The sequence below is a fragment of the Sulfitobacter sp. 1A15258 genome (assembly GCF_043557045.1).
GTDB classification, from domain to species: Bacteria; Pseudomonadota; Alphaproteobacteria; order Rhodobacterales; family Rhodobacteraceae; genus Sulfitobacter; species Sulfitobacter faviae.
This window is the reverse complement of sequence record NZ_JBIFFK010000014.1, coordinates 1-13,391: the sequence shown is the minus strand read 5'-3', so window position 1 is coordinate 13,391 and position 13,391 is coordinate 1. Positions and strand designations below refer to the sequence as shown.

General features: G+C 52.5%; 7 protein-coding genes. 1 reads left to right on the top strand and 6 read right to left on the bottom strand.

Going from position 1 to position 13,391, the window contains the following annotated elements; genetic code table 11:
- Positions 1-210: 210 nt before the first annotated feature.
- Positions 211-411: a hypothetical protein gene (locus tag ACGYK9_RS18360; protein WP_394414776.1), complete on the bottom strand. Its 201-nt coding sequence runs from the start codon at positions 409-411 to the stop codon at positions 211-213.
- Positions 412-1,120: 709 nt separating this feature from the next.
- Positions 1,121-2,545, bottom strand: coding sequence for a TolC family outer membrane protein (locus ACGYK9_RS18355; protein WP_394414773.1), 1,425 nt, complete (start codon positions 2,543-2,545; stop codon positions 1,121-1,123).
- Positions 2,546-2,930: 385 nt separating this feature from the next.
- Between ACGYK9_RS18355 and ACGYK9_RS18350 the strand changes: the two genes are divergently transcribed.
- Complete coding sequence (locus ACGYK9_RS18350) at positions 2,931-4,739, top strand: DUF4214 domain-containing protein (protein WP_394414770.1); 1,809 nt, start codon at positions 2,931-2,933, stop codon at positions 4,737-4,739.
- A 247-nt stretch (positions 4,740-4,986) separates the two neighbouring features.
- On the opposite strand, the gene ACGYK9_RS18345 is transcribed toward ACGYK9_RS18350, so the two are convergent.
- From ACGYK9_RS18345 to ACGYK9_RS18330, 4 genes are all read right to left on the bottom strand, one after another.
- Entirely contained in the window at positions 4,987-5,463 is a 477-nt protein-coding gene (locus ACGYK9_RS18345; protein WP_394414767.1) for a hypothetical protein, read from the bottom strand.
- Positions 5,464-5,974: 511 nt separating this feature from the next.
- Positions 5,975-8,494, bottom strand: a complete 2,520-nt coding sequence (locus tag ACGYK9_RS18340; RefSeq protein WP_394422661.1) for a DUF3131 domain-containing protein — start codon at positions 8,492-8,494, stop codon at positions 5,975-5,977.
- Positions 8,491-11,946 (bottom strand): glycosyltransferase, encoded by a 3,456-nt coding sequence (locus ACGYK9_RS18335; protein WP_394414761.1) that lies wholly within the window; start codon positions 11,944-11,946, stop codon positions 8,491-8,493. Before ACGYK9_RS18335 ends, ACGYK9_RS18340 begins: the two co-directional genes overlap by 4 nt.
- Positions 11,947-12,509: 563 nt before the next feature.
- Complete coding sequence (locus tag ACGYK9_RS18330) at positions 12,510-12,992, bottom strand: DUF995 domain-containing protein (RefSeq protein WP_394422659.1); 483 nt, start codon at positions 12,990-12,992, stop codon at positions 12,510-12,512.
- Between the last annotated feature and the right edge of the window lie 399 nt (positions 12,993-13,391).

Genomic DNA, 13,391 nt, shown 5'->3' with positions numbered 1-13,391 from the left:
TTCAGGCTGTGTTTTTGGAAACATCTTCTCTTAGCTTCTGGCCAGAGCGTCCTCTGGATCAGCAATGAGTCGGGCAATGCTAACAGGGAGCGAAAAAGAGCAGCGTTACAAGCTAGCTTTTTGCCCTCATAACCGACCGCCGCCGCAGATCGCAGGCCGGCGCCAAAGACGGGGAACGGTCTTCACTCAGCCCCCAAGTTAGAGCGACGCTTAGCAGGAACGCTCGACCAACAGTATGTCAGCAACAGAAGGCGCCGGGCCATTGGCCCGCGCCACCACAGCCACGGCGACGCCATCGGCCAGCACCGTATGTACGGTACCTGAGACCCGCGCGATGGTGATTTCAGGCGGCCGCTGACCCTTATCATAAACCACGGCGATTTGGTCGCAGTCGTGCAGCGTATCTGGCACCAAAGCTCCCTGCGGCCCAGTCATGCCTCGCGCACTTGCCCCTGTCATCCCGGCTGCGCAGTCCCAGCGGAGTCCTTTGGTCCGATGTGATGCCGTCATTGCGCGTTCCTTGATCAAGGGACCGCCATGCTTGGGCAGCCGAAGTATCATATCGGGTCGGACGGGAGAGCAGCGCCTCTTGTGGCAAACCCACATCCAGCTCTCCTCTAAAAGAGGCCCTAAGACGACGCTATCTGGCTCCGAGAACACAGGTCAAGCGCGAGCGCTATATTGTGCGCACTTCGGAAACAAAGCCGCAATTTGACCTTATTTCCGACTCCGGCGTTTCCAAACCGGCAAAACATTTGGAACTATTCAGTCATTTATCGCCGCCACTGTGGATAGCCGTGCAGGCTGCGGCAAGACTTGCGATTCGACGCGTTATACAGGATGCACTTTATTGTCTCCCCACAGGCAACAAACGGCATTACCTTCGACCGGTTAGGCTAAGATCGCGTAAAGCCCTAAGGCGTCACGATCTTGCGGTGACGGCTGCGGAGTTCTTCGATCTATCGAAGCACGAAGCGCATGCGGACGCGAGAGATGGCCTCACTCATCGCCAACCGGTGCAGGCCTCTCATGCGGCAATTCGGTCTTGATGGAGAAGACCTGAAATCTCTCGCAGGCGCCCTTGAACACCGCAAAGCAGAGAAAGGGCCGCCCCGCGCGTTCAGTTTTTTTGGAGACTGCGCAGCACGCGATCAAGCGCCTGGCCCTGCTTGGAATACTTCGCAGGACTGTCTTTAACGAGGGTGTAATAGGCCGCTGCATCGTAGATTTGCACCGGCAACCCCAAGTCCTTTGCCGTCAAACGCCCTGTGGCTGACAATACGAAATAGGCCGCAACATAAAGATTGGCACGCGCTGCAACACGCGTTGATTCCGCGTCCAGCAGGGCCTGCTCCGCATCAAGGACATCAAGTGTGGTGCGCGCACCTAGCTTTGCTTCTTCACGCACCCCCTCAAAAGCTGTACGCGCCGCTCGAATTTGGCGCTCCGAAGCCTCCAATTGCGCCCGGGCGGAAGCCAGCCCCGCGTAAGCATTGCCGACATCCTGCGCAACATTCTGACTGACAACATGAAGGTTGGCACGTTGACTATCATGCTGCGCCATCGCACGCCGCACCGCAGAAGACAGCGCGCCGCCCTGATAAATTGTTTGACTGGCTTCCAGCCCTACATTTCCACCGCGAGTGTAGGTCTTATCATTGAACGTCTCCGTCAGACCATAATTCCCTTGAAGCGTCACCCGAGGCGCCATCGCTGCTTGGTTGGCGCTTACTGCCAGGCGGGAGGCTGACACTTGATGTTGCGCGGCCAAAACGGAAGGGTGCCGGCGCACGGCAAGCGCCTTGGCCGCCTTGAGGCTCGCCTCGACTTCAGGCAGGCGCGGTGGCGGGCGAAGATTGCCAGGCTTGTGGCCTATGGCCGTACGGTATTCCTCAACCGCACGCAGCAACTCCCCTTCCGCACCGGCCAAATTACTGCGCGCCTGCGCGAGCTGCGCCTGAGCAAGCGCTACGTCAGTATTTGTTACTTCACCAACTTCAAGGCGATCGCGCGTCGCACGCAGCTCTTCGACGAGGAACTGCAAGTTCTTGTTGCGCAACGCTACAACGTCAGAGGCTTCAATAACCCCCATATAAGCCGCAACAGCACGCAAGAGCACGCGCTGCTCGATGTCGAGCAATGTCTGTCGCGTGGCCAGCACGGTCTCCTTAGCAGCCTCGACCCGGTACTGACTGGCCCCAAAGTCGTAAACCAACAACTCTGCAATCAGATTGATTGAGGCCGTGAGACTTTCAGTCGACTGCCCAACTTGGATGCCAGAGTTCCGGAGCGTGCCAAAATTCTGCGTCAAACCACCCGCCCAACGCAGCACAGGTTTTAGCGCCGCCTGTGCGCCGGCCACGTCCTCATCTGCCGCCCGCAGCAAAGCCCTGTTCTGCTCTAGCAGCCCTGAGTGTTGATATGCCCCAATCAAGGCATCAGCCAAACTCTCAGCCAACACTGCACGTGGCATCATCAATACCAGTACCAATGGCAATGCGGTGAAACCACGTCGCACAGCACTCTTGAACCTAAATACATTCATTGCTCAGCTGCCTATCGCCTGCGCGCAATTACCTTCACATCTTTCCCGACGAGGTTATCGGTCAAAAAATTGGCTTCACGCTCGATCTAGTTATAGGTGTATCACCTTCACTCTACTGCTAGGTTTCCACCTCTTTTGTGTCAAGCAGAGCCACAAATGCTTGCGAGGCCGTTCGCCCTCAGAAGATACTACAATATCTGCGACATACTGGTATTCTTTAAAGCGTCTTAACCAAAACACGCATAAGGTCACACTTATGCCGCAAGATTCCTTCAGGAAAAGCTTATCAGGTCGCCGAAACCGCTCAATCTAACAGCACACCAAGCAGGTTCACCACATCACTTAGCGTGCTGCTCTCACCATCTACCCCTGTTCTGGAAGAACAATGACGTCATATTTTCAACTCTCTGATACGGAAAAAACCACCTTTCTCCGCGAGAACTGGGCAGCCCTGAACAGTGGTTACACGCATCACAAAATGACCGTCACCTACAGCTTCCTGACCCATGAAGATGGCCGACTTTCACAAGAATACTTGGCTGAAGGTGCACCCTTCGTATTTGAAGCGTTCTCACCCGCGGAACAACAGGCGGTGAAGTTCTACTTGGACTACGTCGAAAGCTTCTCGAACCTGACTTTTGAGGAGGTAGGAAGCAATAATGGGCAAATGGGCTTTGGCTTTCACAACATGGAGGTGGGAGGCTATGCGAACTACCCCTTCCGCGGCGATCAAGCAGTATTTCTCAATGTGGACGCGCGCCTCCAAACAGAGCGCGAAGACTTTCATTATATTCTCGCCCATGAGATTGGCCATGCGATTGGTCTGAGCCACCCTTGGGGAGGCGAGCTGCCCGCCTTTTCTGAAACCCCCCATGACATGCGGCTTATGACCACCATGTCCTACAACAGCGTCCTGTTCGACAGCGACTCTACACAAAGGAGTTTTGTTACAGGGTTCCAAGCGCTCGACATTGCCGCCCTACAAGCTCTCTATGGCACCCGGGTATCAGCTGACGATAATATCTTCGTGGTCAACGAACATGGGGGCATGAACAAGGAAGGCACAGTCTGGAACATGTCGATCCTTACGCCCATTACTTTGGTCGACACTGGCGGTACCGATACTATTGACGCAAGCGGATTGAATCAAAAGGGCCCAACAATATTCAATTTCCACGAAGGACTATTCCTCGACACCGTGCAGAAAATTGAGATTTATGATCGGACTCAAGGCGCTTGGGCAGATGCCATTACCCCCTCCTCCCCCCTGCCCCGGCTGCAGATCCAGCCTGGTACCGAGATCGAACACTACATCGGCACCAACGGTGTTGATTTGATCATTGCAAATCACGGAAACCAAATCGTAAACGGCGGCGGAGGCATTGATACGGTCAGCTATACCGGTCCCCAAAACAGCTATACACTGACGCTCAGCGCAAACCACGCCACCCTTACCGATCGACGCCCGGACCAAAATGGCACAGACACATTATCCGACATTGAGTTTCTAAGCTTCGACACAGGTATAAATGGCGATGAGTTCGATTTGTCGCTCTTCGGAGGCTCCGCAGGGCTGGCTGAGGCAGACATGTTAAATGTGGTGGAACTCTACATCGCCTACTTCAATCGCGCCCCTGATGCCGTAGGCTTGAACTACTGGGGCACCGAATTCTCCAAAGGCTACACCCTTCCTGAAATGGCAGAAAGCTTCTTCGTACAGCCCGAGACACGCAGCACATATGAGACCGTTTTGGACACAGAAGGGAACCTGACAAATGTGCCTGCCTTCGTTGCCGCCGTTTACAACAATGTGCTTGGGCGCACAGCAGATCAAAGCGGCTTCGACTACTGGGTGGATGAGCTGCAAAATAACCCCGACATCACGTCGGGTATTTTCATCTTGGCAATTCTTAATGGTGCCAAGTATCCGAGTAACGCTACCCGCCAATCTGCACTTGACCAACAATACCTGGAAACGAAGACGGACGTAGGCGCCTATTTCGCGGTCACCAAAGGCATGTCTGACGTCGATAATGCCATAGAAGTCATGGACTTCTATGACGGCTCTGAAGCAGGAGTAGATGCGGCCATTAACGCTGCAGATAGCTTCTATGCAGACGCTCTCAATGCGACCACCGGCGACTTCTTAATGCCCATTGTGGGCGTTCTAGACGATCCCTTTGCTATGGCGTGACGATCGCATCAAGCACGCAAAGGAGCTGAACCTCGCAGCTCTCACCACCCTTGGATTCTTGGCGTCCACTACTTTGGAATTCCGGATCGGACGGGGCCATAATAGTGATATCGAAGAGCTACGAAGCAGACAGACCAGACGAAGCCAACTTAAAATCGAATGGCAATAGCCTCTGAACGTCGGATGCAAGTGTTTGCCGGCTCATGCTCAAGGAAGCTAACTCCACAGATGGGGCGCCAGCAAGAAATCAAATCATGGCCAATTTCGCCGTTAAGTCTGACATGACCCGATCGGCAAGAATGTTAAGCAACCGCTCTTGAGCGCTGTTTCGCATTAACGAAGGAAAATCGTCTACTGTCGAAAAAGAGGTAAAAGACTCTACGGTCCCTGAGACCACCACTTTTCCGTCCGTGTCGTCAAACAGTTGATAGCTTACCTTTCCAAGAACCTGACTGCGACTTACATCCATGATATCCAGTCCTACTTCAGAGAGCGATAAGTTATATTTCAAGGTTTTTTGAGCTTGAGGATTACGCATAAGACGTTCCTCCAAATTGCGGACGAACATATATTCCTCACGGTTGTTCGGAGCCGCGACGCGAATGTCACTCAACGTTTGACCAATTTCCGATCCAGTCCCGTAAACTGGGGTAAAGCCACAACCAGCAAGCCCACCCATCATGGAAAAAATTGCAAAAACACAAGCCGCTCGTAGACGTTGCACTGGAATATCCTTATTCAATGTAAGCTTCGCATCCTGAAACTCAGGTGTCAGGTACGCACAGACATCTTCCCTGCGCGTCAAAATACTGAAAAATGACGCATCTTATAAGCTTACCTATATGCACAAATATAGGCCTCCGACCAGCCCTGCTTTTACAAACACCACAAAGGCGGCGATAGCGCTCCCCTCTCTTTAGGCTAGTGACGGTGAGCGGCCTGCAAGTAAATACCTACCACGGTATCGCTGATCAAGTTGTTGGCGGCAGTTCTGATCGTAGGCAAAGCAACGATGGCCAGCCTGGATATAGGATATAGCTGCGGTTAGAACAACCCAGCCTACTCTAACCGCCCCATTCCAGCGCGAGCGAAACGCTTTGGCTTAGAAGAGAATGTCTTAGCCATCCTATTCTTGCGACGATGATTTCCCCCAGATTTTAACTTTTGCCTCCCCGTAGAAACGCGGGGCTGCCGCCAAATGTGTTCCCAAAATGGGTTGTGCTGCCTTAGGCGCGTTACTTCAGCATGGCAGCGATAGACTGCAGGATGACGGCGTTCGTATTGATGTCGCTATAAGTGCTGCTCGGCCTCCTAGTTTGCTCATTGATGCTTGAAGCAAATCCATAAGGGGTTTGAGCTGTTTCTCTTACGAAGGAGAGAAGTTTTTCGCTCCATGCGTGGTCTTTGTATGCAGACCATAGGTATGCAGCCTTTGAGCTGATCGCGAGATGTTCTTTTCGGAACGCTTTGGTGCGATACTCTTCTAAACCGCCGACTGTATCAATCGCCCAAACGCGTCCTGGGGCGTCAAATTGCAGACCCTGGTACAAAAACCAAGGTCTGCTGTTGATCGGCCCCTCGGAGACGCAGATCAACCTTCCTGTTTCATCGTATTCTTCAACCTGAGCAGCAAAGAGAACATCGGCGAGATATGCTGCTTCCGGCGACATACCGAACTCTAGCGCCTCCATCAGGAGGGGTTCGGCGCCCATTGGGCCTATATGCCCACACACTTCTAGCAGGGACATCTGACCATCTGAGGCGCTTTTTCCCTTGAGCACTTCATAGGGCGACTTGGCTTCTATGCCCCATATTCGGAAAGCCCAAGCCGCGTAATGTGCACAATGAGATCTAAAGGTGGAAACCAGCGCTCCCTCTTCAACTGAATGGACGATCCCATCGCTAACAACATCCTTAAGGTCCCAAGACGCGACGGTGCTTGTGGCGAGGCCTTTGGATAAAGGATGGGTATCTAAGCTGTACAAGGCTGCTAGAAGGCGACCTGCATCGCAGCCGTCAAAGTTTCGATTTCCCCATTTGAACTTGTTTGTTACGATCCACCCCTGCGGTAGAAGCCGACCTTGGGAACGGCGGCCTGCGATGTTGGGTAAGATCTTTTCAATGGCGTTGCGAAAGTGCTGTTCTGAAATAAGCTTTAAGTCTACGGCTGCTAGCAACGCGAAGATGTGACTTCCCACATCCCACATCGTCACGGCTTTATGTAGCCTTGGGTTGGTTTTTGAAAAATTCGCTGTAGCAGGGCAAAGCCCGGTTTTGGGGTTGGTCCATTTCTCGAAGTACGACCATGCAACTTTAGCGTCATTCATCAGCATTTCCCGCTCTGCTACATTCGGGATCTGGGGCTGTTGCGATATGTAGGGCTGATAAGCCTCTGTTCTGCGAAAATGTGTGGTGTAGGAGTCGGTCGGCACGAGGCGCCCGACATAGTCTGAGAGTGAGATGACCTGGGAAAGCCCATCATTTTGAATCGCTTGCAGAGCGTCTTTGACCATCTTCTGATGGGCTTTGCTCTGCAGAATTTCTGTAGGGATTGAGAGAACAGAGTCGGCCGCCCCCATAGAGGCTTGCAAAGTATCGCTTACTGTCCTGACGTTCTGTACGTGTACAGAAGGTATTCGCAATGTGTTGTCGGCGCCTAAGCCCACGTCGCGCTTCTGGCTAAGTTCAATCGCAATGCCGTACCTTTTTAGTGTCGATGCGTGTGCGGAGGAAGACGGCACCTGCCCAAGGGACCCCAATGCTGTCAAAGGCTCATCTAAAGGATTGTTTTCTTTTAGATTGGCCCAGTATTGAAAATTGCTTTCTGCTGAGCTCTTCTCACTAAAGCTGGATGACAAGCCTTCAAAAGCCAGCTCCTGCCGAAAGCGCATTAGAGCTTCTCGTTCTTTCTCTGTCGCGTCTGACCGTAGAGTAAAATGAACCCCTACATAGCGCTGATAGTCATAAGCATCCCGGAACTGAATATCAGAAGCGAGGATGGCGCTTACCCAAGGCCCCTCGTCGGGAAACAGCACTTGCTGAGCAAAAGCAGTGGCTGCTGCTTGAAGGCGGGCCAGAGGCAGGTTTGAGAAGTCATGCGACGATAGGTAGTAGACCCTCTCTACGGATTGGTTTTCTAGCGAGCTATAGGCTGTTTGCGAGGGCTGCAGCTGAACCCTTTGGCCACCTATTATTCTGACTACACCATTGTCCCAAGCTTCTGGTCGCACCCCAGCGTCGACGGCGGGACGCATTAAAACATTCCGAATGCCGGAAGCGCGCAGGCCCGAAGGAGCCATTGCTACGGGCCGCATGTCACAGGCGATGGTTTGGCTTGCAGCTATATGTAGCGATTGCGGAGCGTCATTCCCCCACAAAATTGCCGCCAAAGCACGGCGAGCGTCGTAAGCGGCCCGAGCTTGGGAGTAAGGGGTCATACCGCCTAACTGTTTCACCCAAGGCACGACCTGCATCAGCCCCGGCGTTCTCTCTGCGCGTTCTGTTAAGGCGCGAGAAAGCGCGCTGTTTGGCCTCAACTGACTTTGGTCAGGATCAAGCAAGCAAGTGACCGGCAAGCCACTGCGGGCGAAAGCATCTAACACGATGGCGGTTCGCGGGGGGGATGTGCTGCTGTCCAGCCCATCAAGGATCACAAGGGTATTCTGAGGTTTGACCGCAGTGCCTCCTGCAGCGGAGACTCCAGAAAGGAGCAGCGGGGCTGCCCCCCCCCATTTCAGGAATGTCCGACGCTTCATGATGCTCTCTTTGCCGTGTCAAACTGGAAACCTACGCGGGTCATACGCCCCCAGTTGGCCAAGGAGCCCGTAGCAGCCCGCCACACCGCACGGATCACGGATAGATATAAGATCTGACGATAAAAGAGCCGCTGAAGGGGGAGCAATAGCAGGAGTCGTCGATCCTCCGGAGCATCCAAACGGAATGCGCTAATAGCGCTGAGCATCTCCAGTGCCGGAAGCATCAGGTAAGCAATAAGCAATGGATTGGTTATAACCTTCGCATGTTCGTCTGCCGTTCCCAAATCCGTCACAAATTCCACGATAAGGATTACTATGAACAAGTCCGCCAAAGGCGCCAAGAGAGGCATGAGGTAACCAAAAACTGCGAGATCTGGAAGCGCGACCAACCCCAAAGCACGCCCTTCCATAGTGGCACCCAAATGTTTCCAGCCAGCTTGCATCATTCCCAGTGACCAGCGTAGTCGCTGTGTCATAAGCGCTGTGAGAGAAGCCGGGACTTCTGTTCGTGCGATAGCGCGGTCTTCATAGAGCACTTTGTATTTTGACCGGATGATGGCCATTGTCATATCTGCATCTTCCGTAAGGGTTTCTGTCGAGAAGATACCAGCTTCCATCAATGCCGTAGTCCGCCATGCGCCAATCGCGCCCGGAACAACGGTGATTGCGTTGATGTATTCTTTTGCCCGCCGTTCTATGGCTTGAGATGTGACATACTCGAGGGCCTGTAGCCGGGTGAGCAGATTGCGCCGATTGCCAACGACTACTTTGCCAGCCACAGCCCCGACGTTTGGACTCTCAAAATGCGCGGCTAACAGGCGGACCGCATCGGGCGCTATTTGAGAATCTGCATCAATACAGATCAAAATGTCACTTTGGGATTCATCAAGGGCTGCGTTAAGCGCTGCAGCTTTGCCGCGGTTAGGCTGTTTCAGAACAGTCACAAGGGGATGGTACAAGAAACTGGCCGCTTTTAAATAGGTGTCATCTGACGACCCATCGTCGACGACGATAATATCAAAATCCGGGTACTCAGATAACAAAGCTTTTCGGATGCACTGCTCAATTACCTGCTCTTCGTTGTAAGCGGGGATCACGATTGTAACTGAAGGTTCATGACCTGAGGGTGTGGTGGTATGACGTTGACGGCGCGCTGCCAGAAGAAGCAGGCTTGCTGAGCGAGCGACACCAACTGCGAAGACAGTCCAGAACGCTATTTGAAGAACAGTCCAGCCGCTTCCCATCGCAAAGAATGAGACATTGCCAAGCGTTGCGGTCATCGGGTCTCCGTCTGGTAGAAGGATATCGGGCGAAACGCCCAATAGGTCTGCAAGGGTTGTGAAGGTATAGCCTTTGTCTCGCAGCTCAGAGATCACACGTGGCAAAGCGGCGACGGTTTGGTGCTGATCACCTCCCCCGTCATGAAGCAACACAACGCCTCCCCCATTGAGCTCCACTTGCCTAATGATCTCATCTGCAAGCTCATCGGACGTTTGCTCAACCCAGTCTCGTGGAACAATATTCATGCCTGCAATGACATATCCGGCCTCTTCGAGAGGCAGCAAAGAGGCAACCTCCCTGGAGGTAATGGGCCCTCCGCTTCGCATGTAAGGCTCACGATAAAGGCGCATGTTCTTGCCTGTTATGCCGTTTATCAAAAGCTGTGTGGAGTTGGCTTCCATCTTGGCGCGGGAAGCGGAAATCTCTGCCATATTGGGATGCGAGTAAGTATGAGAGCCCAGCTCATGTCCCTCTGCTAGAATGCGTCTTACCAGATCTGGCGAAGCTAATGCACTGCTACCTAGAACGAAGAAAGAAGCGGGTGTCTGGGTTTGGCGCAAAATGTCCAGCGCAGCCGGCGTATGTTGGGGATGGGGACCATCATCAAAGGTAAGAACAACCTTGTTCGGTTCGCCTTCACCATAGAGTTTTCCAGCTGCCGCCTGAGGCATCTTATCATAGGTTGCAGACGTAATTTCGCCTGTTTCAGGGTCAGTTTTGATAGTGCGTTTGCCCATTTGAGGCATGGAGAGAGGTGCAACAAAAGGCCCGCTGCCTGTGAGGGCTACGTAATTCGACAAAAGAACGCTCTTTAGGGCCACCGGGGGCAAGGTCATGCCGCGGGTGGTCTGATCCAAGACCGCCCAAATCCCGGGATCTTCATAGCCTAAACCACTTAAACTCAGAGCCTGTATCCCGTGTTTTTTCAGGGTAAGGATCTGATTGTGCGCCGATATGGCATCAAGCAGCCATAGCTGGTGTTGTAGACCTCCTGAATCCAGATAGCTTGCCCGAGTGTTTCCCACGGCGGGAACGAGCGTGGCAAAAGCATCATGTTGGGCAAGCGCCGACATCGCTTTTGCAAAGGGTAGGACTTCCGGACGCGGGCTACCAGAAACCCAGTCCATCGAGTGGGTTCCTAATTCAACCACAAGTTTGCTAGGCGCCACATGCTCCTTGAGGGTCTTAATATGCTCTTCAAGCCAACGCTTGCCTGCAAGCGGTTGCGGGGCGGACCCGATCCAATGCTCTTGGTAACCTTTGACCACAACGGTATCAAAGAACCGGTTCGCAATGACTAAAAGGCCATCGGAAGCGTTACTTGGAAGCCTAACGCATGTTTCAAGCCCCCTGCTTTTTAACTGGCTTGTAACCCGGCGACTTAGAACGCTAAAGGTCTGCCCCTCAACAAGAGCAAGCAAGCTTGCGTCTATGCAGTAACCCTTCACATCAATAGCTTGCGCAGGCTGATCCAAAAAGACGTCCAGTGCAGCGGACACCTTCGCGGGGCCGTTAGGGGCCCGTAATAGCCCCAACGCAGCCGCATCCCATTGTAGGACCGGCATAATGCCAAAGGTGCCATCCCGGGCGCTCTGCTCAAGCAACGGCTGGCGGGTCTCAAGGCTTACTTTCCCGACTTGCACATGACCGTCTAACTCAGTGAAATGAAACCAAGTAGGCATAGCAACATGGAGAGTATCGCAGCTATCATTAAGTGAATGAGTGGCCCAAGGAAGCTCCGCAGGTACGACAGCATATACCTTTAATGTTTGGGATGGCGCTGCACCTTGCCCCGCCCTGTTCAAGCACTGATACTTTTGTAGTTCTTGTTGAGCGTAAAGGTCGATCGCCGGCATATCAAAGCCATGCTCTTCTTCTACCAGAAGGCTGTTTCTGGGAGAGGCTGTATGTCCCTTTAGAGTGCTAATGGGTTCCGGTAGAGCAGCTTCAAGTCCTCCATCCAATCCAACAGTGATCGCAAAGAATACAAGCCAAGCGATGACGCCAATAATAAGCGTTCCAGCTGAGAATATAACACGCGCTTTCCGCCGCCGGCTTGGGTCAAAAAAAACACGGTCAGACAAACCACGAGTTGCACGTGGTTCATAATAGCCGCGATGCGCATTCAAGCGCCCCTTTGCCTTCTTCTCTTGTCGCTTAGCGTTCCACATCGAGTATTCGCATCTATAGCTTGCCGTATAGAAGCGCAGTGTGAGGCCGCCCGGATGTTATGCTCGAGCGACCGCCGCCAACCATTTGAAAGCCACGAGACTGGGAACGTCAAAAGAAGCAGCCGCTTTTGACGTGCCGTGAATATGCTCAAATATGGTTGGCAAGCTGTTGCTGGCAGAGAAGCAGTGCTCGCATCGTTACAATTCTATACAAAAACGAGTATAGATAACGGCAAGAATGTGTCACGCTTTTGCCCACTTTGAGCCAAATATACAACCTAAGGCTGTACGATTGTTTCGCTTTACGAATACCTCACGGATATTAAGTCAAACTGTTGAACACAAAGAAAAAATGAATCTTTTTGAACGCCTATGATTCGATCTCATCTCTCCTGAGATATGTTGTCGAAGTTTGGCGTTTATCGAATCGTTGACATATTTTCGTATGTAGAAAAGGTAGAAGATGATCGTGTCCCCTGCAGCACACGATCATCCCAGTAACGGCTACAGCTCCGGCTGTAGCCGTTTTCGCCCTAAGGCTATGCACGGGAATATACCGCCGATTATATGCCAAGTTTCCTTTTAAGGGCCAACACTTCGCGCTGATAGGTATAGCCCCGTGTAAGGGCTTTATCACCCTTGATCGGCCACCATTCCGTTTGCCCCGGGTAACTGCGCCAAACACGGTCAAAGCGATCGACGACATGCAATATGCAGCTTTTTTCGCCGGGCGAACTACCTGCACGGCCATTATTGGGCCAGTACCATGTAAGATTATGACACATACGCCCATAGCTATCTACGGTCCACTCGCCTGCACCTAAGCTATCGCTGCTCTGCGCGCACCACGCGCGCGCTTGGCTGTTTGCGCCAAAATAAATTCCACCTTGGCAGTCCGCTTCCCAAGTTTCTGTCTTTCCAACGTATGCTGCAATAATTTGACGAGGTGTTGGCGTTTTGGCGCCATAGGGAAGAGGGTCTGCTGCTGCACCGACTGGAAGAGCTGCGATAAGCAGTCCAACCAACCAAGTTTTCCGGAAAAACATGGTAAGAAGCTCTTTCTATAAAGGATCACATTGATTGATGGTCAGGATTTTCCGCTTTCAAGTCAATAGATATCCCAAGTTACCTTACCCAAAATTGATCTTCTGTTCTTTTAACTCAGTGGTTGATGCGCGCACTCTAAAAGCTACAATCTCGCGGTGCGTCGCGGTTAAGTGCCTAAAATCGCAAGGCTATCTTGCACAGATAGTTTGACGCGCCTATGAAACATAGAAAGCCTATCCTATTTGCAAATGAAAGAATCCCTATGATCTCTAATGACGAACTGAAAAAAATGTCCCGAAAGGAGCTTGAAAAGCTTCTAAGCAACGTAAGTAGAGCGCTTGCCTCTGCGAAAGCCAGAGATCAACGAGAGGCAAAGAAAGCCGCTGCCAAAGCCGCCG